General features: G+C 45.1%; 24 protein-coding genes. 10 read left to right on the forward strand and 14 right to left on the reverse strand.

What is annotated here, in order from left to right; translation table 11 throughout:
• Nucleotides 1-36: 36 nt before the first annotated feature.
• Complete coding sequence (locus tag GJQ68_RS15805) at nucleotides 37-1,437, forward strand: MltF family protein (RefSeq protein WP_162418279.1); 1,401 nt, start codon at nucleotides 37-39, stop codon at nucleotides 1,435-1,437.
• Here GJQ68_RS15805 and crtD read toward each other — a convergent pair.
• Entirely contained in the window at nucleotides 1,413-2,900 is a 1,488-nt protein-coding gene (gene crtD / locus GJQ68_RS15810; RefSeq protein WP_162418280.1) for a 1-hydroxycarotenoid 3,4-desaturase CrtD, read from the reverse strand. The two genes, GJQ68_RS15805 and crtD, sit on opposite strands and share 25 nt — an antisense overlap.
• 54 nt (nucleotides 2,901-2,954) lie before the next feature.
• Nucleotides 2,955-3,581, reverse strand: a complete 627-nt coding sequence (locus GJQ68_RS15815) for a DsbA family oxidoreductase (RefSeq protein ID WP_162418281.1) — start codon at nucleotides 3,579-3,581, stop codon at nucleotides 2,955-2,957.
• 265 nt (nucleotides 3,582-3,846) lie between these two features.
• Here GJQ68_RS15815 and GJQ68_RS15820 point away from each other — a divergent pair, with 265 nt between their 5' ends.
• The 3 genes from GJQ68_RS15820 to GJQ68_RS15830 are packed head-to-tail and all read left to right on the forward strand — an operon-like array spanning nucleotide 3,847 to nucleotide 5,292.
• Nucleotides 3,847-4,188, forward strand: a complete 342-nt coding sequence (locus GJQ68_RS15820; RefSeq protein ID WP_162418282.1) for a phage holin family protein — start codon at nucleotides 3,847-3,849, stop codon at nucleotides 4,186-4,188.
• A gap of 8 nt (nucleotides 4,189-4,196) precedes the next feature.
• Entirely contained in the window at nucleotides 4,197-4,520 is a 324-nt protein-coding gene (locus GJQ68_RS15825; RefSeq protein WP_162418283.1) for a hypothetical protein, read from the forward strand.
• Nucleotides 4,513-5,292: a geranylgeranylglyceryl/heptaprenylglyceryl phosphate synthase gene (locus GJQ68_RS15830; RefSeq protein ID WP_162418284.1), complete on the forward strand. Its 780-nt coding sequence runs from the start codon at nucleotides 4,513-4,515 to the stop codon at nucleotides 5,290-5,292. Before GJQ68_RS15825 ends, GJQ68_RS15830 begins: the two co-directional genes overlap by 8 nt.
• Here GJQ68_RS15830 and GJQ68_RS15835 read toward each other — a convergent pair.
• From GJQ68_RS15835 to panC, 6 genes are all read right to left on the reverse strand, one after another.
• Nucleotides 5,275-6,204 carry a helix-turn-helix domain-containing protein gene (locus GJQ68_RS15835; RefSeq protein ID WP_162343401.1) on the reverse strand — a complete coding sequence of 310 codons (930 nt, stop codon included), beginning with the start codon at nucleotides 6,202-6,204 and terminating at the stop codon, nucleotides 5,275-5,277. The two genes, GJQ68_RS15830 and GJQ68_RS15835, sit on opposite strands and share 18 nt — an antisense overlap.
• A gap of 140 nt (nucleotides 6,205-6,344) precedes the next feature.
• The gene (locus GJQ68_RS15840; protein WP_162418285.1) at nucleotides 6,345-7,484 is read right to left on the reverse strand and encodes an acyl-CoA dehydrogenase family protein; all 1,140 of its coding nucleotides are present in this window, start codon (nucleotides 7,482-7,484) and stop codon (nucleotides 6,345-6,347) included.
• Nucleotides 7,485-7,581: 97 nt separating this feature from the next.
• Nucleotides 7,582-8,274, reverse strand: a complete 693-nt coding sequence (locus GJQ68_RS15845) for a zinc metallopeptidase (RefSeq protein ID WP_162418286.1) — start codon at nucleotides 8,272-8,274, stop codon at nucleotides 7,582-7,584.
• 24 nt (nucleotides 8,275-8,298) lie between these two features.
• The gene (locus GJQ68_RS15850) at nucleotides 8,299-9,309 is read right to left on the reverse strand and encodes a lysylphosphatidylglycerol synthase transmembrane domain-containing protein (RefSeq protein ID WP_162418287.1); all 1,011 of its coding nucleotides are present in this window, start codon (nucleotides 9,307-9,309) and stop codon (nucleotides 8,299-8,301) included.
• Nucleotides 9,306-9,653, reverse strand: coding sequence for an aspartate 1-decarboxylase (gene panD, locus GJQ68_RS15855; protein ID WP_162418288.1), 348 nt, complete (start codon nucleotides 9,651-9,653; stop codon nucleotides 9,306-9,308). Before panD ends, GJQ68_RS15850 begins: the two co-directional genes overlap by 4 nt.
• Before the next feature lie 8 nt (nucleotides 9,654-9,661).
• The gene (gene panC, locus GJQ68_RS15860; RefSeq protein WP_162418289.1) at nucleotides 9,662-10,519 is read right to left on the reverse strand and encodes a pantoate--beta-alanine ligase; all 858 of its coding nucleotides are present in this window, start codon (nucleotides 10,517-10,519) and stop codon (nucleotides 9,662-9,664) included.
• A 129-nt stretch (nucleotides 10,520-10,648) separates the two neighbouring features.
• Between panC and GJQ68_RS15865 the strand changes: the two genes are divergently transcribed.
• Both GJQ68_RS15865 and GJQ68_RS15870 read left to right on the forward strand, forming a co-directional pair.
• Nucleotides 10,649-11,461, forward strand: coding sequence for a glycogen/starch synthase (locus GJQ68_RS15865; RefSeq protein WP_162418290.1), 813 nt, complete (start codon nucleotides 10,649-10,651; stop codon nucleotides 11,459-11,461).
• Nucleotides 11,421-12,803, forward strand: coding sequence for a DUF4270 family protein (locus GJQ68_RS15870; protein WP_235941605.1), 1,383 nt, complete (start codon nucleotides 11,421-11,423; stop codon nucleotides 12,801-12,803). Before GJQ68_RS15865 ends, GJQ68_RS15870 begins: the two co-directional genes overlap by 41 nt.
• A 14-nt stretch (nucleotides 12,804-12,817) precedes the next feature.
• Here GJQ68_RS15870 and prmA read toward each other — a convergent pair whose 3' ends face one another.
• Both prmA and tpiA read right to left on the reverse strand, forming a co-directional pair.
• Complete coding sequence (gene prmA / locus GJQ68_RS15875) at nucleotides 12,818-13,654, reverse strand: 50S ribosomal protein L11 methyltransferase (protein WP_162418291.1); 837 nt, start codon at nucleotides 13,652-13,654, stop codon at nucleotides 12,818-12,820.
• A gap of 71 nt (nucleotides 13,655-13,725) precedes the next feature.
• Nucleotides 13,726-14,487 carry a triose-phosphate isomerase gene (tpiA, locus tag GJQ68_RS15880; protein WP_162418292.1) on the reverse strand — a complete coding sequence of 254 codons (762 nt, stop codon included), beginning with the start codon at nucleotides 14,485-14,487 and terminating at the stop codon, nucleotides 13,726-13,728.
• A gap of 73 nt (nucleotides 14,488-14,560) precedes the next feature.
• Between tpiA and GJQ68_RS15885 the strand changes: the two genes are divergently transcribed.
• Complete coding sequence (locus tag GJQ68_RS15885) at nucleotides 14,561-15,067, forward strand: regulatory protein RecX (RefSeq protein ID WP_162418293.1); 507 nt, start codon at nucleotides 14,561-14,563, stop codon at nucleotides 15,065-15,067.
• Here GJQ68_RS15885 and GJQ68_RS15890 read toward each other — a convergent pair.
• From GJQ68_RS15890 to GJQ68_RS15905, 4 genes are read right to left on the reverse strand one after another with little or no spacing between them, the layout of a single operon-like run.
• Nucleotides 15,057-15,692, reverse strand: a complete 636-nt coding sequence (locus tag GJQ68_RS15890; RefSeq protein ID WP_162418294.1) for an AlbA family DNA-binding domain-containing protein — start codon at nucleotides 15,690-15,692, stop codon at nucleotides 15,057-15,059. The genes GJQ68_RS15885 and GJQ68_RS15890 overlap by 11 nt on opposite strands.
• Before the next feature lie 5 nt (nucleotides 15,693-15,697).
• Nucleotides 15,698-16,138 (reverse strand): hypothetical protein, encoded by a 441-nt coding sequence (locus tag GJQ68_RS15895; RefSeq protein WP_162418295.1) that lies wholly within the window; start codon nucleotides 16,136-16,138, stop codon nucleotides 15,698-15,700.
• Nucleotides 16,135-18,174, reverse strand: coding sequence for an excinuclease ABC subunit UvrB (gene uvrB, locus GJQ68_RS15900; RefSeq protein WP_162418296.1), 2,040 nt, complete (start codon nucleotides 18,172-18,174; stop codon nucleotides 16,135-16,137). Before uvrB ends, GJQ68_RS15895 begins: the two co-directional genes overlap by 4 nt.
• A gap of 55 nt (nucleotides 18,175-18,229) precedes the next feature.
• Nucleotides 18,230-19,450: an Lnb N-terminal periplasmic domain-containing protein gene (locus GJQ68_RS15905; RefSeq protein WP_162418297.1), complete on the reverse strand. Its 1,221-nt coding sequence runs from the start codon at nucleotides 19,448-19,450 to the stop codon at nucleotides 18,230-18,232.
• Between the two features lie 238 nt (nucleotides 19,451-19,688).
• Here GJQ68_RS15905 and GJQ68_RS15910 point away from each other — a divergent pair, with 238 nt between their 5' ends.
• The 3 genes from GJQ68_RS15910 (at nucleotide 19,689) to GJQ68_RS15920 (ending at nucleotide 23,830) form a co-directional block, all read left to right on the forward strand.
• On the forward strand, nucleotides 19,689-22,019 hold the full coding sequence (locus tag GJQ68_RS15910) for a hypothetical protein (RefSeq protein ID WP_162418298.1): 2,331 nt from the start codon (nucleotides 19,689-19,691) through the stop codon (nucleotides 22,017-22,019).
• Nucleotides 22,020-22,252: 233 nt separating this feature from the next.
• Nucleotides 22,253-22,822: a hypothetical protein gene (locus GJQ68_RS15915; protein ID WP_162418299.1), complete on the forward strand. Its 570-nt coding sequence runs from the start codon at nucleotides 22,253-22,255 to the stop codon at nucleotides 22,820-22,822.
• A 48-nt stretch (nucleotides 22,823-22,870) separates the two neighbouring features.
• Nucleotides 22,871-23,830, forward strand: a complete 960-nt coding sequence (locus GJQ68_RS15920) for a T9SS type A sorting domain-containing protein (protein ID WP_162418300.1) — start codon at nucleotides 22,871-22,873, stop codon at nucleotides 23,828-23,830.
• The last annotated feature ends 60 nt before the right edge of the window (nucleotides 23,831-23,890 follow it).

Here is a 23,890-nt window from a genome sequence, read left to right on the forward strand (position 1 = left end):
TGAATATACCAACGTCCTTTTGGGACTGCCTGTTGTATGTCAAATACCTGTTTCTTTTTTCAGTTCGTGGTTTTTCTGGTCATCGGATTAAGCGCTTGCAATTCCACTGAAAATGCCGATCCCGAACCTGAATTTTGGGAGTCACCCGCTGAAATTGACTTTGATGCCATTAAAAGCAGGGGATACTTAAGGGCCATTGTGGATAATTCATCCACCAGCTACTATATCTATCGGGGGAGGACCATGGGGTACGAGTTTGAAATGCTTCGTAACCTGGCCAATCAACTTGGAGTAGGGCTGCGTTTGATTGTCAGGCACGATCTGGAAGATGCCTTTCGGTTGTTAAATAAAGGAAGAGCAGATATTGTTGCCATTAATTTTGAAGTGAATGAACGGCGAAAAAAATACGCTGCATTTACAGACCCGGTGGGGCAAATGAAAACCGTTCTGGTGCAACGAAAAGATCAGACACATTTGGATAGTTTGGAGCAATTGGACGGAAAAGAAGTTTTCATTAAAAAAGGAACGGTTTACCAATCCCGGTTATCGGCACTGCAGGATTCCCTTCAGTTGGATTTTGCCCTTCAGGAAGAAAACACTAGCCTCGAAAACCTGATTACCCAGGTCGTGCGGGAAGAAATTGATTATACCGTAGTAGATGATGACATCGCGCTGGTAAATGCCACTTATTACGACAACCTTGATGTCAGCCTCATGGTCAGCCCCGCCAATCCCGTTTCCTGGGCAGTGAGGAAAACTTCTCCTGAATTATTGGGAAAAATCAACGAATGGGTGGAGCGAATCAAGCGAACAGGCTACCAGGCCATTCTTTACAATAAATATTTCCTCAACAAAAAGAACAGTTTCTACCGGTCCTCTTCAGCCTTTTCATCGGTCTCAGGAGGGAGTATTTCTCCCTACGATGAAATCATTAAAGCCGGTGCAGATCAACTGGGCTGGGACTGGCGGCTTCTCTCTGCATTGGTTTACAAAGAAAGTAGGTTTAATACTTCTGCCGTATCCTATGCAGGTGCAGTAGGCTTATTACAACTCATGCCCGTTACCCTTCAACGCTTTGGCGTAAGCGACCCTAACAATCCCAATGAAAGTTTAAGAGGGGGAGTGAACTACCTGAAGTACCTGGATGGTTTCTGGATGGAAAGGGTGCCGGATAATACCCAACGGATAAAATTCATATTGGCCTCCTATAATGTCGGCCATGGTCACGTTCAGGACGCGTGGCGATTGGCCTACAAATATGGGAAGGATACGCGCCGCTGGGAAAATGTGGCCTATTACCTGGAAAGGAAATCCCAACCGGAAATTTACCGTGATCCCTGGGTGAAAAGCGGTTATGCCAAAGGTCACGTAACCGTACGCTATGTCCGGGAAGTGTATGGCTTGTATGAATCCTATAAAGTTTTGGTTGATCCTTGATTTTCCGGAATCATGTCAGCCATTATTTTGGCAGATAACAAGCAAAGCGGAATGCCTCCACCCGGATGCACACTTCCTCCGCAAAAATACAAACCCTTAATTCGGGAGTGATTAGCATGCCGCAAAAAGGCAGCGTACCGATTATTAGAGCTGTTTCCATAGAGGGCCCCATTTGCGGAAGCGGTTTTTGTTTCAATGGTAATCGGGTCCAGTAGTTCCTCCACCTCAATCAATGGTTCAATATCGGTGTTCAGGGTACGGTTGATTTTTGCAATGATAGCTGTTCGGGCCCTGGATGTTAACAATTCCCAATCCTGCCCCTGATTATTGGGGACATTGATCATCGTAAACCAGTTCATGCAGTCGGCAGGGGCATCGTCTTTTTTATAAACAGATGTGATGTTAATGTAAACGGTAGGATCCCCATAAATCGTTTGTTTTGAGAAAATATGGTCAAACTCCTCCTTATAGTTCTCACTAAATAAAATATTATGCAGGTCCAGTTCGGGAAAGTTTTTTTTGATTCCCCAGTAAAAAATCAAAGCCGAGCTTGATTTGGGTTGCTGTAACAGTCGCGTAGGTTGTTGCTGGTCTTTAAGAAGGGTGTTATAGGCATTTACCATATCCATATTGTTGACCAGCAAATCAGCCTTATGGACCTTACCGTTTACCTGGATCCCTTTAGCCCGATTTTTTTCAACCACTATTTTTTCCACTTTCTGGTTAAAATGGAATTGAACGCCAAGTTCACGCGCTAGTTTGTAAAGGCTTTCCGTGATGGCATGCATGCCCTTTTCCGGAAAATAGGCTCCTCTGTTAAACTCCAGATGGGGAATAATATTCAAGGTGGCGGGCGTTTGGTAAGGGTTAGACCCGTTGTAGGTAGCATAACGGTTAAACAATTGAACCGTCTTAGGATGGGTAAATTGCTTTTGGTTAGACTCGTTCATGGTCTGAAATAGACCCAGCTTCCCCAAACGCATATACGCTTTCAACGCATTGCTACCAACCCAGGTACCGATCCGGTGTAGGGATCGGTGCATAAAGAGGGGGGAAAGGTATTTGTAGATATAGGAAGCATTTTCAAGGGCCTGAAGAATATTTTCGCGTTTTTCCCCCAATTTCGATGCTACTTCTTCAGCAAATTTACCGGTATCGGAATGGGCTTTTATGTGGGTTCCGTCTTCCCAGAAATAGTGGCAGTTTATGGGCAACCTAATGTATCTGAAATGATCCTGGGGGTTTTTACCCGAGAGGGCAAACAATTCTTCCACTTGTTCCGGCAAGGTGAATAATGAAGGCCCGGTATCAAACCGGTAGCCACCCTGCGTAATCTCAGACAACTTTCCTCCGGGATAAGCATTGGCCTCAAATACCTGGACCTGGTATCCTTTATTGGCAAGCCGGATGCTGCTGGCCAGTCCGGCTATGCCTGAACCAATTATGATTACTTGGTTTTTCATAAGGGTAAAACTAAAAGAAATCCAAAGAGTTCATCTCTCTTCGATTGCATCATTTTATTTCTCAAACGCCTGCTTCAGGGTTTTGGAAAACACGCTCAAATCCTGGGCCCCGCTGATGGCATATTTTCTGTCAAAGACAAAAAACGGAACGCCCTTCACTCCTAACTGGCGGGATTCCAGGATGTCTTCACGAACATCCAACGCGTATTCATCGCTATCAAGTACTTTCTCGGAATTAGTGAGACCGATGTCCTTTGCCAATTCCAGCAGCGTATTCCTATCATCGATATTTTTACCTTCTGTAAAGTATGCTTTTAGAAGCTTTTCTTTCGTTTCTACCTGTTTCCCCTGATTTTTTGCATGGTGAAGCAGGCGGTGAGCCCGTAGGGTATTGGCCACCACGGCATTGTCCAGGCGATAACGTAAGTCCAGGGCTGCTGCCTGTTCGGTAACGTACTCGTTCATCTGCCGGGCCTGGTCCAGGCTCATTCCCTTCTCTCTGGCAAGAAACGCATTGATAGAAAGTCCCGGTTCGGTTTTTACATGCGGCATTAACTGATAGCTTTTATAAACTACATCGATGGAATCCCGATGTTCAAACCCCTCCATGGCTTTTTCTAATTTTCGCTTTCCCAAATAGCAAAAAGGACAAACAATATCACTCCAAATTTCTATAGTCATTGAATTATTATAATTTTGTTTTAGACAACTCTACTGCAGGTTTTCTACGATCAAAGGGATAACACCCTGCCGCTGGGATGGGTTCTTACTTCGGTGTAGATCTTACCACTCGGGATACCCGGATCATTCGGGTAAAGGGAATTTTTGCAGTAGGTTCTCTCATCTATTTTTTTGAAAAAGATTCTTTATATTACTAATAGCAAGGTTTTTGTGAGGTAAAATAGTAACTTAATTTGTAAATGAGATCATTCACCACTAAATCGATATGATGGAAATCATTTCTACCCTAAAGAAACTAATTGAAGTAAGGTTTAATATCATAAAATCTGAAATAACGGATCAGATCAGCAGCATGGCCGCCCGAGTGGGGGTATTGGTGATGATGGTCTTGTCGGCATCTTTTATCCTGCTGTTTGGCAGTATCTCTCTGGCCTTTTATTTTAGTGAGATTTATGGAAGCAGTTCCGTGGGCTTTTTGTTACTGACGGGAATATATTTGGCACTATTTATTGTCTTGTACCTGTTAAGAAATGCCTCCTTTTTTCAAAAGCTATTAAAAAATTCGCTTTCCAAATACGTGTTTTTATTTGATAATAAAAAGGACTGAGACTGATAATGGATGAGGCATTAAAAAGGCAATCGGAGGAGCTGGAGCAGACCCTTCAGAAACAACTTGAATTACTGAAACAGGATTCGCAAGTTTATGTGAAAGTAGCGGGCATTGCACTGCTGGGAGGGCTTCTGGCAGTGGGATCGGTTAAGCTGCTTTCCAGAAGCAGCAAGCGTGACGATCATAAAAAGAAGATCAAAAAGAAAAAGAAAAGAGGGTACTCCTTTTTTCGAAACATCCGGAACAGGCTTTTTTGGATGGCATTTGATTACGGCAAAGCTCGGCTGGTAGAGAATTTTGTAGCCAACATGGGCAAAGAGGATGAGTGAGAGTATTGAGTTGAAGGAATTGCTTTACCAGCGAAGCAAGGAAGGTACTAAAAGTCTGGCCTTGCTGATCGATCCTGAAAAGATGGACAGGCATGATTATTGGCTGATACAAGCCGAAAAATATGCCGCCTTCCCGCTGGATTATTTTTTTGTCGGTGGCAGTTTGGTCAATCCGGAAAAGCTGGCAATCTGTATAAAAAAATTAAAGCAGGTTAACGAATCCGGAGTACCGGTGGTGCTTTTTCCGGGAAGTGCCATGCAGGTTTCTGAAGAAGCAGATGCCATCTTGTTTTTATCGCTCATTTCCGGAAGAAACCCTGAATTACTGATAGGACAACACGTTCTTGCGGCACCCGCCCTTTTCAGGAGCGGATTAGAGATCCTGCCTACAGGTTACATGCTGGTAAACGGTGGGCGGCCCACGAGCGTAGAGTACATTAGCCAAACCATACCCATTCCCAGGGATAAAGAAGATTTAGCAGTAGCGACGGCACTTGCCGGGAAATTCCTCGGCCTGTCCCTGTTTTATCTGGATGCCGGAAGTGGTGCCCACCTTCCGGTTCCGCCCGAAATGATCCGGGCAGTGCGTAAAAGTACTGGTTCCCCGCTGATTGTAGGAGGCGGTATTAATTCCCTGTCCAAAGCACAAAACGCCTGGGAAGCAGGTGCCGACTTGGTGGTCATAGGGAATGGGGCAGAAAAAAACCCCGGATTGATAGCCGAGGTTTTTCATTTTTTGCGATGTTATAACGCCTCATTGAACGTTAATTAGAGATTCTCTTCTTCTCATTTTCCCTGCAGGAAGTCCGTACATCATTTTAAATCTTCGGCAGAAATAGGCGGTGTCCTTATACCCTACTTCTTTTCCAATATCCCGAATGCTTTTCTTGGTGGTCCGCAACAATTCTACCGCTGCTTCCATTCGTTGGTATTCGATGTAGTCCTGAGGGTTGATCCCCGTGAGCATTTTGAAATACTGTCCCACATAATCTTCGGACACGTTGGCCACTTTTGCCAATACCTTATTGGAAAGATCCCCTCCAATGTTCTTTTTGATGTAATTGAACATGTCGATGAGTCTTGGGTCCTTGAAGTAGGTGCTGTTGGTCGATAGTTCTTCCACGAACAGCCTGTTTTTCAGGATATGGCGAACCAATTCTACGACTAATAGCTCCGTGTACAGCTTGATGACCCGTTCTTTACCGGGTGTATTCTGCTCGGATTCTTTTACCACATCTTCCAGAATGGAGGCAATTCGGTCATTAAATCGAATGACAAAGGCAGGTATGCCCAATGAATTAAAGAAATTGACTACATCAAAAACCTTTGCTTCAAATGTAACGGAGGTGATGCAATCGTCCTCCACGTTTTTGATGTCTTTAAAGCTAATGGTTTGTAGGTATTTTTTCTTATTCTCCAGAAAACTTTCGTTATTGGTTTCATTTCTCTTGGTTACGGTGCCAAAAGAAACACGAGTAGACCTTCCAGCAGGTATAAAAAGTATTTCCCCTTCATTAACAGATTCTTGATCATCCCCGAAGTTTAGCGAACCCCTGTGAAGCAGGATGGCTGTGTTTTCAGAATCTGCATAGTCGGTGATGGTTACTGGCCGCTCTATCTTGAAGTTATTTCCTTTAACGTACCTTACCCCAACCGACTCAATCACCTTATTGTAATATTCCATGATCAGTGCCTTTAGGTTTATTTTTGTAAAAGTATATTTTTTTTCTGATTTGTGATGACAATTATAGATAAAAAATTAGAATAAACTAAATTTCGATATGAAAATTAATATATATTTTTAAAAATCCACAGCTTATACAATTATCTTAAAATGTTTCTCGATATAACTATTTTTTGAATTTCTGAGGTGCCTTCATAGATTTGTGTAATTTTCGCGTCCCGCATCATGCGCTCTACCTGGTATTCCCTCACATATCCATACCCTCCGTGGATCTGAATAGCCTCTGAGGTGACTTCCATCGCCACCTTTGAGGAGTACAATTTGGCCATGGCGCTCCATTTTGAGTAGTCCCTTCCCCGGTCTTTGGCAAAGGCAGCCTCGTAACACAGCAGTCTGGCCGCTTCAATTTCGGTAGCCATGTCGGCGAGTTTAAACTGAATGGCCTGGTGTTCACAGATGGGTTTGCCAAAGGTTTTTCGCTCTTTGGAATAATCCAGTGCCCTTTCGTATGCTCCTGCCGCAATGCCAAGTGCCTGTGCTGCAATTCCAATTCTGCCTCCGTCCAGGGTTTCCATCGCGTACCGGAAACCAATGCCCTCCTCACCGATTCGATTTTCTTTCGGGACTTTGACATTGGTAAACATCAGCGAATGGGTGTCGGATGCCCGAATGCCCATTTTATCTTCCTTAATGCCCACTTCAAACCCTGCCCATCCTTTCTCTACGATAAATACAGACATGCCCCGATGTCCCTTGGATGGATCGGTTTGTGCCAGGACCAAACAGATAGCGGAAGACTTTCCATTGGTGATCCAGTTTTTTGTTCCATTGAGCAGGTAATGGTCTCCCATGTCTACCGCGGTGGTCTTTTGAGAAGTGGCATCTGATCCAGCTTCTGGCTCGGACAAGGCGAAGGCTCCCAGTAATTTTCCGCTTGCCAAGGGGATCAGGTACTTCTTTTTTTGTTGCTCGCTGGCATATTTTTCAATTCCCCAGCATACCAGGGAATTATTGACAGACATGATTACACCGGCAGAAGCATCGATTTTGGAAATCTCCTCCATGGCCAGGACGTAGGAAATGGTGTCCATTCCCCCACCGCCATATTCAGGTCGTGTCATCATCCCCATAAAGCCCATTTCCCCCATCATCGCTGTCAGTTCCTTAGGGAATGTGGCATTGATATCTCTTTCGACGACACCGGGCAACAGGTGAGTTTTTGCAAAATCCCGGGCAGCCTCCATTACGGCCAGGTGCTCTTCGGTCAAATCGAAATCCATAGACGAGGGGATTAAAGGTTAGTTGGTATTAATAATACGCTAAAAACAAAAAAGGGGCAATCATTGCCCCTTTAAAGTTTTGGTAAAATATTGGTTTTTAGTCCCTTCCGCCGAAGAAAATAAAGAAATAATAAGCCAACGTTGCCAGAGAAGCAAGGGCAGCTACCACATACGTCATGGCGGCCCATTTTAAGGCATCCTTAGACATGCCGTATTCCTGAGGAGTCACGATATTACGCTCCTTGACCCAGGCCAGTGCGCGATTGCTGGCATCGAATTCTACGGGCAAGGTCACCAGACTGAATAAGGTCAGCATGCTAAAAGAACCTACGACTATCACGCCCACGGCCTCATAAGGAAGACCGAGTAATGCAATACCACCGAAAAGCGAAGCGATTAAAACAAAGTTTAGAATCTTTCCACTGATATTCTGAATCGGCACCAGTGCGGATCGTAGCTTCAGCCAGGCATACGACTGGGCATGCTGCACCGCATGACCACATTCGTGGGCAGCCACTGCAGAAGCGGCAGCGTTTCGGCCATAATACACGTCCGGACTCAGATTCACCGTTTTGTTCATAGGGTTGTAATGGTCAGATAGCTGCCCTTCCACGCAATTGACACTGACATTGTGGATACCATGATCTGCCAACATCAGTTCCGCTATTTCCTTACCGGAAAGATTGGCCTTCAGGGATGTTTCAGAATACTTCCTGAATTTACTTTTGAGTTTGTTACTTACAACGTAACCCAAAATTCCGAATAACACTACTATTAATATAATTCCCATTTTTTTTGTTTAATTATTTTCTTGCTAATAAACGTTTCTTTCTTCGCTAAGGTTACTTATTCTTTTTGGTAAAAAATAAAGCAAACCGATTCCTCCCAATACCAAAATGGTTATCATTTGGGAAGCATGAACCACCATTGCAAATATCTTGCCCTGCTCCTCTGAAATACCATAAAACAATAGTATAAAGGCGACCATGGCATGGAAGGTGCCAATGCCACCCTGTACCGGTGCTACCATGCCGATGCTGCCCATTACCAATACCATTAACACCGAACCCATTGATAATGAGTTGGTAGCGGACATGGCAAGCGCGATCCAATACATCATTAGAAAATAGATAAACCAAATGAGTAAAGAAGCAACCCAAAAACCCCATTGATTTTTCATTTGGTAAACCGTCTCGATGCCACTGACAAATTGTCGCAAAAACTGTCTGATTTTCCCCGCCAAGCGGTGGCTTTTGAATTTTATATACCCCAGGTAAAGAACGACCACGATGCCGAGCAATATCACCATCCCTAGCACAAAATAGCTCTGAACAAACTGGGTCAAAGCAGGAATAGAAACCAGCAGGCCAAAGATCTCCAAAAACACAGCCCCCTGGAGCAAAAAAGCCAGGGTGACCATCAAGAGCATAAAAACCAGGTCTATGGTTCGTTCCAAAACGACCGTTCCAATTAATTTGCCTGTGGAAATGGGGTAAACCCGGGTAACTGCCCCGCACCTTGCCAATTCTCCGGCTCTGGGCACCAGTAAATTGATCAGGTATCCCACCATAAGTGCCCAAAATACAGGGGCTGTTTTTACCGAAACGGCTTCTCGTGTGGCAATCAGCAATTTCCACCGCCAGGCACGGAGCAGGTAACCAATGAGACCAACAAATAGCGAAGCTCCCAGCCAAAACAAATCCGTTTCTCTCAAGGCAGAGAGGATCGTTTCTTTTTCCAGGTCTTTATATAGAAAGTAAAAAATACCCACGGCAATAAGCAGGGGTAGGGTCAGTTGGAGTCCCCTTTTTAATTTTCTATTCAAATCAGCCGGTTTTGTTCGTCTGGGAAAATCACGATCGGTTGATAGCCTTTGGCCTCTTCGAAATCCATGCTGGCATAGGAAATGACGATCACAACGTCTCCGACCTGGGCTTTACGCGCAGCCGGTCCATTGAGACAAACCTGCCCGCTGCCTCTTTCACCCTTGATGACATACGTTTCGAGACGCTCCCCATTATTGATGTTGACGATCTGAACCTTCTCATTGGCAATTATATTGGCGGCATCCATCAGGTCCTCATCGATGGTAATGCTGCCCACATAATGAAGTTCGGCCTGGGTTATCTTTACCCGGTGTATTTTCGACTTTAATAGCTGAATGTGCATGACAATGGTTAATTCTGCTTCTCGCTGATGACAATATTGTCAATTAAACGTATATTTTCTATGTAAGCAGCAATGCATATGGCGAATGGGACATGCGGTACTGGAGAGCTTATCAATGAAAACCTGCTTAATTCTACCAATTCCAGGTAATCCGGTTCAATCGACGCCGGCCGGAGTTTTCGTTCAATTACCTCATTTTTAAGGGATAACCAATCTTGTCCTTTCAATAGTTCATCCTTGCAAGAAATCAGGGTTTCGTAAAGTAGGGAAGCGGTTTTTCTTCCTTTCTCCGAAAGCCGAAGATTTCTGGAGGAAAGTGCCAGTCCGCTTTCTTCTCTTACGGTAGCCACCGTTACAATGGAGGTAGGAAAAGAGAGGTCTTTGACAAGCCGTCGAATCAGGGTTACTTGTTGCAGATCTTTCTGACCGAAATAAGCCCGATCAGGTTGTAGGATATGAAAGAGTTTGGAAACCACGATGCCTACCCCGTTGAAATGACCGGGACGAAATCGCCCCTCCAGAACCTGTTCGATAGGGCCGAAATCGAATTCGGTACTGACCGCTTCCGGGTACATTTCCTTTTCATCCGGGATAAAAAGCAGATCAACTCCTTCCTCAGAGAGCATTTGCATGTCCTGACGCAGGTTTTTTGGGTAGTTTGCCAGATCCTCCGGGCTGTTAAATTGGATGGGATTAACAAATATGGAGACAATGGTAACCTCCATCTCCTCCTTTGATCGGCGAATCAATTCCAAATGGCCCCGGTGAAGGGCTCCCATGGTAGGCACCAGCCCTATGGACTTTCCCAGGCCTCTTAATCTCTTTACATGCTGTCTGACAGCGGGTATGGTGTCAAATTTCTCCAAGTGCTGCGTTGGGGTAGTTTAGGAAAATAGGTGCAAAAGTATATTATTCTGAATAAAAACAATGGGATTTGCTGATTTTTTTTGTAATTTTGTAGTCCCGTTATATCCCTTTAACAAAACACACTAGATATGTCTAAACTTCGTATTCTTTACGTAGCAAGTGAAATCAATCCTTTTCTTCAAACTTCAGAAGTAGCCAATTTTGTGAGGGCCTTGCCTCAGGCAATGCAGGAAAAAGGAATGGAAATTCGAATTTTGGTTCCCAGGTTTGGATTAATCAACGAAAGAAAGAATAGGTTGCATGAGGTAGTAAGGCTTTCCGGAATCAATATCTCTGTTGGAGAAGAGGAAAAGCCGCTGATTATTAAGGTGGCATCCATTCCCAATGCCAAGCTCCAGGTTTATTTCATCGATAATGAAGACTATTTTCAGCGGAAAAGCGTTTTCTTTGATAAGCAAAATAAATTTTACGCAGACAATGACGAACGAGCGATTTTCTTTTGTAAAGGGGTACTGGAAACAGTCAAAAAACTAGGCTGGGCGCCTGATGTGGTGCATTGCAACGACTGGATGACCAGTTTGATACCTTTGTACCTGAAAACAACCTACAAGAACGAGCCCCTTTTCAAGGAAACAAAATCCGTATTCGCTATCTATAATAACGGATTTAGTCATAAATTTGGGGACGATTTATTTGAAAAAATAAAAATGGTGGATATTGACGACAAGCTCCTGGCCCCCCTGAAGTCCAAAGATTATGAAGGATTTCTAAAATTGGGTATGGAATATGCTGATGTCGTTGTTAAAGGTGAGGATATTTCCGAAAGCCTGACTACCATGATACAGGAATCATCAAAAGACAAGCAGTTTGAAATTAACAGTGAAGAAAAAGACCAGCTTTTTGAAAGTTATTACAATATCTACACGGACCTTGCTGGCTAACGTCCATGGATTTTTAATCGCCTTACTTATTTTCACAAGTGCTTGCTCCGACCCGTCCGAAATAGGATTGGTGCTGGAGCCGGATTCAAACCAGATAGGGGTTTTCTATGAAGAAATACCCCTTTCTCCTTATTTGGTTCTTGCCGATTCATTCAATACCACCAGTCAGGGTAGGTTATTGGTAGGGGGAGACCAGAGCGAGTTCTTTGGAACCACCCAGGCCATTGGATATAGCCGGCTTTCTTTTAATCCCAACGGCATCCCCCCGGAGCCCGATGCCTTGTTTGATTCCGCCGTATTCACCATGAATGTGGTGGACTTGATAGGAGAAGACTTTGACGAAGAAAAAGCTTTCCGGGTACATCGGCTCACCGAACCAATCCTTGACACGGCCTATTACAACTTCAATCACCTTTCATTTGAGGAGGACAAAACCATCGCCTCCGGATCCTTTCTCTTGGAACCGGATACGGTAAACCAACTGAGAATGGACGTTTCTCCGGATCTGTCTGCCGAACTTTTTGAAAAACTCACTACTGATGATCCGGTATTCGATGATATATTTGCTTTTCGGGATTATTTTCCGGGCATTGCCATCACGGGTGATCCCGGGCAAAACACCTCGCTTTCTCTTGCTACCGGTAGCGGAACGGGCATGGTATTGTATTACCATTACGATGGAGATACGGTGTCCACTGCGTATCCAATCAATACCATTCAATCCCGTCATTTCAACGGCATTTTAAATGACCGGCAGGGTTCGGACATTAGTTCTGTTGTAGAAAGAGGAGAAGCATATGAGGTACCTGGAGAACGAGTTGGTACGAAGGCCGGTTTGGGACTTATGGTCAAACTGGACATGAGTGCTTTACATGGGTTTTTGGATACACTCGAAAACATAACCTTCAACCAGATCATGCTGGAGGTAGGACCCGTTGAGGAATATCCTGAGTTTAAAGCTCCCTACAATCCCCTCGTCATGTATTTTGCCACCGAAGATAATGAAATCTACCGTAGGTTTGATGGGGAAAAAGTAGCCATTCAAGCCGAAGGGCAGGGGCATACAGGCCTGGATCCGGAAGGGAATGTGGTCCCTACCACCAACAATCAAACCGGCTTGATATATAATTCCGAAGACCGGTTGTATGCCAATCAGATTACTTCCTACGTAAATGCGATATACCGTTCCGGATTGGTGCGAACGGATTTATTCTTTTACCCCAATATTCCCAGCACAGAAAGAAATCCGGTAACCTCGGATGCCTTCAAGCGCTCGCTTCGGGAATTCAAGCTGCCGAAAGAAAATATTAAATTAAAAGTTTATTATACCAGAATCAGGTAACAACATACCAACAATCAAGGCGTTTTTGTAAAAAGCAACGCTGCCCATTGATGGTTTGTTTTCTGGCCGACAGGTTTTAGGTTGTAAAGACCTGCCTCCCTGCGGATATCTTCGCTATCCCCTTCGTAAAAGCCACTCAACAAAAGTTGGCCGCCGGGAGTTAGTTTAGTGCTGTAGGTTTTTATTTCATCCAATAGCACGTTTTTATTGATGTTGGCCAATATCAAATCAAATTGCCCGGGAGCTTCCACAGTGGTAACGCTGCCTTTTTGCATATACAAACCGGTTAGCCCGTTTATTTCAAAATTTTCATTTCCATTTTCCACGCTCCATTCGTCTATATCAAAGGCGATCACCTCTTTGGCTCCCAGTTTTTTAGCCATAATAGCCAGAATACCCGTTCCTGATCCAGCATCCATGACTTTCTTAGCCTGAAGGTCCAGGGAAAGCATCCATTCCAACATAAGGAAGGTGGTGGCATGGTGTCCGGTACCAAAAGACATCTTTGGGTTAATGATGATTTCGTGAATGAATTCATCTTTCCTGCTCGGATGAAAAGTCGCTCGGACATATACTTTGTCAGTCAGGCTAATGGGGTCGTAATTTTTTTCCCATTCTTCATTCCAATTCATTTTTGGTAAACGCCTTTCGTTTACCTTAATCTGTGCGGGATTTTCGTACCGTTCAAGAAAGTTTTTCCAAAGGGAAGTATCCAATGTCCCTGACAAAATACAGGCATCAAAACCCGTTTCTGTTTCCAGAAAGGAATCAAAGCCTATGTCAGCCAACTCGGCTATTAGTATGTCTTTGTATTCAGACGTGCAAGTGATGTTAAATTCCTGATACTCCACAGATGAAAGGGTTAAATAGCCGGTTAAAAAAAACCCGGACAGGATGTCCGGGCGTTAACGAGTGCCGAATACTAAAAGGATTGAACAATCGCTACAAAGTCTCTGGATTTCAGAGAAGCTCCTCCTATTAAACCTCCGTCAACATCTGGCTTGGAGAATATTTCCTTGGCGTTGTCAGGCTTGCAGCTGCCCCCATAGAGAATGGAAATTTCATTGGCGGTGGCATCTCCGTATTTTCCAGCCAGATGGCTTCGGATGGCGGCATGCATATCCTGTGCTTGCTCTGAAGAAGCCGTTTTGCCGGTGCCGATCGCCCATATGGGTTCGTATGCAATGACTATCTTTTTTAGTTCCTCCTCCGTGAAGTTAAAAAGGCTTGCGGTAAGTTGGTCCTTTACATAGGTTTCGTGCGTTCCGGCTTCCCGGATTTCCAGTGGTTCCCCACAACAAAATATCGGTTGCAAGCCGTTATCCAGTGCCTGCCGGGTTTTTGCGGTCAACAACTCATTGGTCTCGTTGAAATACTGCCTTCTTTCGCTGTGACCAATAATGACATAGCTAGCGCCAAAAGAGGCCAACATGCCCGCAGAGACTTCTCCTGTAAAGGCTCCGGATGCCTGATCCGAACAATTCTGACCGCCTAAATGCACCCGGTCCACACCTGCTATCAATTTATTTACGGCATGTAGGTGTACATATGGTGGGTTCAATACCACGGTTACATCGGCTGTCGGTTCATCTTTTATCATATTCACAATCTCCGAAGTCAGTTTTTGCCCTTCTTCCTGGAGACAGTTCATTTTCCAATTTCCTGCTACAATTTTTTTTCGCATGATATATTAGTTAAGATTTATATATTTGGTCAGGATTATCCCGTTGGTAAACCAAAAGCTAAAAATACGTAAAATGTCAGTTCCAGAAAAAGGAAATGCAGCTTCTGGCTCAAAAAAGAAAATGAGCTTTTCTCAGGGCCTAAAAAAAATCTCCTCTTATTGTGCTTACCAGGAACGCTGTCTTATGGAGGTTCAGAATAAGCTGGAAGAATGGGGATTGTCTTCCTCAGATACGGAAAAAATCATCGGCAAACTCGTGGAAAACGATTTTCTTAATGAAAGCCGCTTCGTGGAAAGTTATGTGCGGGGAAAATTCGGTCTCAAGAAATGGGGGAAGGTACGCATCCGACAGGAATTGAAAATGCGGGAAATATCCAATGAATTGATAAGGGAGGCCCTGGATGCGATTGATGAATCGGAATACCAGGAAACCTTAAAATTTTTGGCCGAAAGGAAATGGAAGTTGACCGGAGAGCCGGATTTATACAAAAAGAAAGCAAAAGTTGCCCGCTTTTTAGCTTTCAGGGGCTTCGAAGCCGACCTGATCCGGGACATTGTGGATGACCTGGCTAATGCTTAGGTACATACCGATCCTCCAACTCTCGTGGGATCACGTCAATCACATTGGCCAATACCAGCTTTACCAGGGTTCTGGAGGCTATGTAAACCGGTATTTTGGCCAGTGCCATGTACTCTTTTAATGTGATGTGTGGGCGGGAGACCAGGGCTTTCAGCAGGAGTTCCTCCTTCTTGCCATATTTGAATACAATGTCTTCTTGTCGTTGTTTGCGTTTCATGATCTCCCACATTTCCCTGCTGGCCTGTATGCTTTTATCTGCTACCCGGACAAAAGCTTTTTTACGCCGATTTTCCAGGATGTAATGTGGGGCGGATTTGCTTTTTCTGATCTCATAGACAGCAACCCCCTTTTTAGGGCTTAGATCAATCACATATTTTTTCAAATGAAGGGCAGGCAAAATCAATTCCTGAATGGCTTTGTCCATGGCATAGACTTCTTCCTCTATGTACCGTTGCCCGCTGACAGTGCCATCATCGTCCACACCAATTAGCAGATGACCTCCCTCCGTATTGGCCATGGCCACAATTTCCTTGACGATTTTTTCGGGATGGGCTGCTTTCTTTTTGAATTCTACGCGCAGGCCTTCTCCTTTCTGTGCTATTTTCCCAATGTCCTGAACCGTCATTCCCGTTAATTTATCAATACTGCAATGGCCACCCTTAGCCCCAGGGTGCTTTCATGTATATAATAATCCACCATGCTTTCCAGTCGCATCCGGTAGGTAAAGTTGTGGGTGTATCCCAGCCCGACTCCTATATCTGCCTCGTTGCCGACCAGGGCTCTGGCTCTGATGAATACCGGTTCCAACGGATACCAGCGAATTCCTCCGGTAACCTGATTGGAGCGGTTTAAATTGTATTCGTAACCTCCCGAAAAGGAAAGGTGATGTAGGTAGAAATAATTGACCTCCCCACCGAATTGGGCTCTTTCCATCACCTGGTTCAGGTCGGACCGAACCAGGTCCAATCCCGCACTGACCAAGAAACTACCGCCCGCCTGCTGAGCTTGCACCCGGTTTATTCCAAGGGATAGCATCAGTAGTGAAAAAACGATTAATCCGGACTTTTTCATGAGGAACCTCCATTCAGGGTTTCAAGTCGCTTCTGCAGTCCCATCCACTCGTCCCGAAGACGGGCGGCTTCCATAAAATTAAGTTCCTTGGCGGCAGCTTCCATTCGTTTCTGCGTTTGTTTGGTAAGTTTTTCCAATTTCTCCCGGCTTAAATACTGAATCACCGGATCCGCTGCCACGTCTACCTCTTCGGGATTGTTTTCTACATAGATCTTCGCGTTTCGTTTGCTATCGGCCACCTTCGTCTGCCCCATAATCCTATCCCTGGATTTGATGACCGTTGTTGGCGTGATGCCATGGGCTTCGTTGTAGGCTTTCTGTTTGACTCGTCGGCGGTTGGTTTCATCGATCGCCGATTGCATGCTATCCGTAACCTTATCGGCATACATGATGACCCTGCCTTCGGAATTCCTGGCGGCGCGGCCGATGGTCTGCACCAGGCTCCTTTCATTTCGCAAGAACCCTTCCTTGTCCGCATCCAAAATGGCAACCAGGGCCACTTCCGGAAGGTCCAGTCCTTCCCGAAGCAGGTTTACGCCTACCAAAACATCAAATATTCCGAGCCGAAGCTCTCGCAATATTTCCACCCGGTCCAGCGGTTTTACCTCCGAGTGGATGTACCTTGATTTTACGCCGATTTTGGCCAGGTACTTGTCCAGTTCTTCGGCCATCCGTTTGGTAAGCGTGGTTACCAACACCCGGAAGCCTTTTTGGATCGTCTGGTCTATTTCCTCCAGCAGGTCATCGATTTGATTGCCGCTGGGACGGACATCTATTACGGGATCCAGCAGACCGGTAGGCCGGATAATTTGTTCCACCACCACTCCCTCGGATTTGGTCAATTCATAATCGGCGGGCGTGGCACTGACATAGATCGTCTGATTGGTCAGGGATTCAAATTCATCAAATTTCAGGGGCCGGTTATCCAATGCGGAAGGCAATCGAAAGCCATATTCCACCAGGTTTACCTTTCTGGACCGGTCACCGCCCCACATGGCCCTGACCTGAGGAAGGGTGACGTGACTTTCGTCGATCACCATCAGGTAATCATCCGGAAAATAATCGAGTAAGCAGAACGGGCGGGTGCCCGGATGCCTGCGGTCAAAATAGCGGGAGTAATTTTCCACCCCGGAACAATACCCCAGCTCCCGAATCATTTCCAAATCAAATTCAGTCCTTTCCTTCAGCCGCTTTGCTTCCATCAATTTCCGGTTTTCCTCAAAAAAACGTATCTGAGAGACCAGGTCATCCTGAATTTCATGAATGGCGGTATCGATCACATCCCGGCCCGTGACAAATAAATTAGCGGGAAAAATAGTGATGAGGCGTTCGTCTGAGATTTTTTTTCCGCTTTCAGGATCCACCCGCTGAATGGCTTCGATTTCATCTCCCCAAAAGAAAACACGGTAGGCAAAATCGCCATAAGCGACAAATATATCTACGGTGTCTCCCTTTACCCGAAATGTTCCCCGGGTAAATTCACCCGTCGTCCTACTGTACAAAACCTCTACCAATTTAAACAGAAACTGATTTCTGGGTATCCGGTCTCCTTCCTGGATTTTGATTACGTTTTTTCCAAACTCTTCCGGATTACCAATACCGTAAATACAGGAAACGGAAGCCACCACGATAACGTCCCTTCTGCCCGAAAGCAGGGAAGAAGTGGCGGAAAGCCTTAATTTTTCGATTTCTTCATTTATCGACAAATCCTTCTCGATGTACGTTCCACTCGTGGGAATGAAGGCCTCAGGCTGGTAGTAGTCGTAGTAGCTGATAAAATACTCCACCGCATTGTCCGGAAAAAATTGTTTGAATTCCCCGTAAAGCTGGGCCGCCAGGGTTTTGTTATGGCTCAATACCAGGGTGGGTTTTTGTACTTCCTGGATTACATTGGCGATGGTAAAGGTTTTACCGGAGCCGGTTACCCCTAAAAGTACCTGGGCTGGTTCTCCTGAATTTACCCCGCTCACCAGATTTTTAATGGCTGTTGGCTGGTCTCCGGTGGGCACGTAATCCGAAATGATATTAAAATCCATATAATTTTAATTTATTTAAATACAACGTCGGATAGGTGGTGAATAGTTTTCGCGGTTACCTCCTTTTATCCAAACCGATGAACGCCTTTAGGTTATAATACAGAAAATTCGTTCTTAGCAAAATGATCAGCAACAGGGGCAGAATGCTGGGGTGAAAAGACTGAAATCCCAATATCCATATGACCAGTGCCAGGTCGGTGAGGATCATGCTTGTCAGAAGTAACTTTTTCACCAATGGATGAAGCGGTTTGACCAAAAGGTACCAGGCTACGATCAGGTGTAGGGGAAAGGCCCAAAGGAGATTCCAATTGTACTTCGTCTGGGAATGCTCGGTGAAAAACCAAAGAAATACAACCAGCAGTCCCAGCAAACCCAAAATGGTAAAGATCCCGATATCCAGGCCGTAGTAAAGTCTTTTATTCCTGAATCCAAAAAACGTAATCAGTCCCACGATGATGGCCAGGGCCCAAAAAACCAAATAAGGACTGGAAAAATCCCATTGTTGTCCTTCGGTATCCGGGAAATCGTAGACGGTGTGGTTTTCAGCAACCAGTGCTCTTTCAGGACCGTCCCCGATAATGGTGGCCCGTTGAAAAGCAGCTTCCAGGTAATCGGGTAAAAAGAGCTTTTCATTTTCATTGGCCGTACGGTCGATGACCGCACCCAGGGCCAGATCTATTCCCAGGTCCGACCAGGGCAGTGGGTAGACGTATTCGTCTATTATATTCCGGAAGGATTTTGAAGGAACATCAGTGGGATGATTCCATTTTAACGAAGAACCCAACACGGTTTCCAGCATTTCCCGGATTCTGGTGGAGCAATTGTCAAAGAAAAAGTCATACCGGTAACTCCGGTTTTCCGGTCGGTAATTGTTTTGCAAAAAGGCTACCAAGTCCCTGGCTTGTGCCTCTGAAAGTGCCAGCTCCTGTTCACGTACATTTCGCTTAAAATAATCGTATTCGTAGAGAAAGTTCTCCGTAGTGGTCAGCGATAACTGATAATCCAGCGTTCGACGGATAAATTTGACATAAAAAAAGGGTGTGTTGAAGTCAAAAGTGCCATAATTAAAGACCAGATCCCTGCCAGAATCCAAGTCCCTGACCCGAATGGCACTATGTCCAAAAGTGGAGTATAATTCGTCTCCGGGATCGCAGGTGAGCAGGCTTATTTTGAAACGCTGTGCCTCCGAATCAGGAATGGAGGTAAGTCCAACAAACAAGGTCAAGCTTATATAAATAAAGAGCCTGGCAAATGAAAGGTGAAAAGGATGTTCCATGGAATCGGGAGATGACTGGAGATTAGGGCGTAATGGATCGTGCAAATTTACAGGATTAATTCTGTTTTCGGGTAATTCACCACTCAAATCCTTAGCAGAAGTAATTCCCAAAAAAGGCAGATTTATCTAAGTGAAAATGGGTTTCCTATAAAAAAATATGTATTACATGCTTTGGTTTTTGCGGATGATTCCTTATTTTTAGTATGAATTCATTTTTATTCAGGATATTTTTTATAAAATGAAACCTTGCATTACCAACCGCGAACTACCGTGCATTCGGGCAATGGGTACCATTTTCCTGCTGCTTTCCTGTGTTTTTTGGACAAATGCACAGATAGCCCTCACATCCAATAGCTACCGTACCCAATTGCCCCAAGATGGCGTTGGGGACTGGAATGATGCCGGAATCTGGGAGGTTTTTGATGGGGTGTCCTGGGTAGCTGCAGGGGCTTCACCCAATAGAAACCACGATGTATTTATTCTCAAGGGAAACGAAGTCAGGCTAACCCAGAACCAGGAAGTAGGCAATCTCTACCTTTTTGGAGCAGTGGATGCAGGGAAAAAATTGAATTTGCAGGCCTTTGATCTGGAGGTGTATGGGGCTTTACATAGCTTTAACGTTAATGCAGGAGGGGAGTATGTACTATATGGCAGTGCATGGCTGGGGGACGACTGGATTTATCCCGAAACGGGTCGACTTGTTTTCAAGGGAACCTCCAGGACCGTGGTGGATCGGGGCTCCTGGAGCGGGCAAAACCTGGCAAGTAGGTTTTTGGTGGTTTTTAACCCGGATCCGGGAGAAGAATTGGTGGTTAATGCCGTGTTTAAAGCCAGTGGGTTTTTAATCCAAAGTGGAACGGTCCGGCAAACAGTTAATACAATCGGTACTCCGGCGACTTCCACTTTTTCCTTTACAACGACAGAGCTCTTTGGTACAGGAGATTTTGGCGAACTACGGATTGTCTCCGGTGCCACCTTAATTTCCGAGGCGACTAAAGAGTTTGACCAACTAATCCGACGATCTGAAAATAAACCAGCCAGTTCCTTTATTCTGGAAGAAGGAGCAAACCTGATTCTACTCGGGCAGGAGCCGGAGATAGATGCGGTAAACGTGGTATTGGATGGAAACGTGTTTTATGCTTCGGATGGAGCTACCCAGGAATTTTTGAAGGCATCCATGGCGAGCGCACAGCAATATTTCGGCTACCAAAACCTATACCTGCAAGGAGCTGCTTCCAAAAATCTTCCGGATCAGTTGCCGGTTCAGGGAGATTTTATATTGCTCTGGGGGGGAGCTGCCGATGGTTCCACTACCAACCTGCAGCTCACGGGCCCAACGGACCAGGAGCTGGATGTTTCCGGCCTGGTGCTTTCGGGTTTGCTGATAGACAAAGTCGCAGGCCTGGTAACGATAAATGATGATTTGACGGTTACGGAAAACTATTCACAGGTGGGTGGAGACGTTGATTTTCAACAGCACCAACTTATCCTGGATTTTGATGCTACGGGTGCTTATACCTATTCCGGAGGAAATTGGTTTAATCTGGGGGAATTGCGCTATGAAAGCCTGCCGCTTACATTAGATGCCGGAAATGCCCTTTTTCCATTTTTTGATCAATCCCTGGATGCACCGAGGCATTTACTACTGGAAGGAAATTTGTCCACGGTTGGCCAATCGTTAGTTTTGAGCTATGTTGAAGCACCCGGTGTGACGTACGATCCGGGTTTTTTAGATGAAGGGGTGGCAGTCGTGTATCATTTGAATAGCTTTTTTGAAATCAGTACTAACGGAACGGATCCCGGACAGCTAATAGCCTGGATTAGCGCAGAGGACCTGGCGGTTCAGGATATCGATCACCTGCGGGTAGTCGGAGACGGTCTGCCCGCTATTGGCATGCACCTGCCTGCCGAAGAAAAAGGTGGCTGGCTTTGGGCAAAAAGAGTTTTTGATTTTGAAGATGCACAAAGTAGTCTGCTGACCATAGGCAGTACGAGTTCGCTGAGTGTTTTGCCCCTGGATTGGAACGGACTGCAGGCCAATTTGGTGACTGACAGGGTGGTCTTGTCCTGGGAGGATGATTCCGACGAGCCGGTGGATTATACCATTACCCGGTCGGGTAGCGAAGGGAAGGAGTTTTTACCTATCGGCAGCTTTCAGGTAAATCCGGGCAATCAAATGGTGTCGTATGAAGATATCAACTACCCGTTGAATGAGCCCTTCTGGTTTTACCAGATTGTCGGCAAAGAGATGGATGGACTGCTCCATTACAGCCCGGTGATTCGAGTAACGAATCCTGTTTTTCGGTACCAAGGTCCGAGAATACACCCCAACCCCTACATTTCCGGGCCTCTTAACCTGGTCCTGGGCAGTATGTCTTCGGAGGAAATAACCGTTTGCAAAGTTTGGAATATGGAAGGAGTTAATTTTCTAACCCTTTATTTCAAAGAGGATTTTCATGCTGGAATTTTAGAAAATAGATTGGCATCACTTCCTGCGGGAAACTACCTGATACAGCTTTTAGGGGTAAGGGAAGTGCACACACTCAAATGGCAGAAGCACAACCAATAAAATTTGTATTTTATATACTAATAAACTTTTTTTAAAATAATAAATTGAAAATACTATAAAAACATTGTAAATATTCTTATTTATTTGTATTTTCATACTTCAAAAGAGGGGTGGCTAACCTTCTTTTTTGAAAGATCGCTATTTTTGTTAGCCTGATTTTTAGAGATAGGATCTCGGGGAGGGAGGACATGGTCTTAAGAATGTTATATCGGTTTCTGACGTTGCAGATTTTCATGGCAAGCGCAATTTCCCTTCCGGCCCAGGTGCAAATAACCGGTAATCAGAATAATATTGCTGTGGAAGAAGTTCGATTGCGCGTGGCAGGCACCTTGCACGTACAAACCACCGATGTTTCGACTCGAACTAATCCTTCTCCAACCACAGATCCCGTCATTATCGAAACCATTCTTTTGGCCGAAGGCACTGAAATTTTTGCTACGACTCGTACTCCCTTTGTTGGTAATTTGCATCGCGATCTTGGCACTACATCCATTGCAGTTGATGCAGTAGGCGTGGCCAAATACGATGGTAGCACGGTAAGTCATCGCAGCGTGGGCTTTGAACAGGCATTGGAAGAGGTGGTTTCCACACCGGACCTACGCTCCTACTGGGATATTGGAGGGGAGTCTATTCCTTCCGGAGAAACGTTCATGGATATTGTGTACCCGCAGGAGGTTCCAATGTCAGGGTATCTCATAGTATCGGAAAGGGACGGTAATTCCAAATTCAATTTCCAGGCCTTGGATGTCAATGGGGATCCTATCCCCGGAGCCAAAACCCTGGAAATAAGGGGCTATGAATGAAATACCCAGGTAGTAAATCAAGGGAATTATCCAAGTCAGCCGCAGCATTTGGTAGTTATTTCACCTCAACTATTTGATACGGAATCACCTGTATACGGGTTTAGGGTGATCAATCTGGACGGGGCTGATGGGAAGATTGTTTTTTTCCGAAATTCCATACACGTAAACCCGGACCTGCCAGAACCTGTTTTTTCTGGAGATACTGCCATAATAAATGTACTGCATAATGATGAATTGAAGGAGCAGGCAGCAACGGTAGCTAATGTCAGCATTTTTACCCTTACCGGGGTGGAGAATGAGTATGTGGTGTTAAGATCGGATGGGTTTGTGGATGTAGCTCCGGAGGCACCTGCCGGGACGTATACCATCGTCTACAATATTTGTGAAATAGGGAACAGCACCAATTGTGACAGCGGTACCGTTACGGTTGAAGTCATGTATGCCTTACCGGTAGTCTGGTTAGATTATAAAGCGAAAGCCGGAACGGGAGGAAATATGGTTATTTGGAACACCGCCTCTGAAAAAGACAATAAAATGTACCGGATCTGGCGCGCATCAGACCCGTCACAGGGATTTAAATTGATCGGAGAATTGCCTGCAAGGGGCGAAAGTACAGAACCACTACGTTACGCCTTTCTGGATACCGTGGATTTTTCCGGAGATGCCTTGTATTACCGGATAGATCAGATAGACGTGGATGGGGAAATTTCCACTACCTCCGTTTTCAGGCTAAAAACGACTATCAGGAAAACACCTGATTTCCAGGTTTATCCCAACCCTTATTTTGGTGGGCAGTTAGTGGTTAATTTTCCTCCTCGATGGAAGGGTAAAATGGGCACTATTGGAATTCAGAGCTATCTCGGTACCGTCCATTATTCAGTTCAAGGAGAGCTTCAGTCCCTGGCGGGCAGCCTCCGCTCACGTTTAAAGCAATTACCAAAAGGCATGTACATCCTTTTCGTACAAGTTGAAGACGAGAAAAAGGTAAAAAAATGGATCAAACGGTAAGTATGGGTGAATATTTTTTCCAAGTTTATTGGCTCTGAATAGGCATTCAGCGGAATATGC

Origin of the sequence: Cyclobacterium roseum, assembly GCF_010119225.1 — a bacterium.
Classification (GTDB): Bacteria; Bacteroidota; Bacteroidia; order Cytophagales; family Cyclobacteriaceae; genus Cyclobacterium; species Cyclobacterium roseum.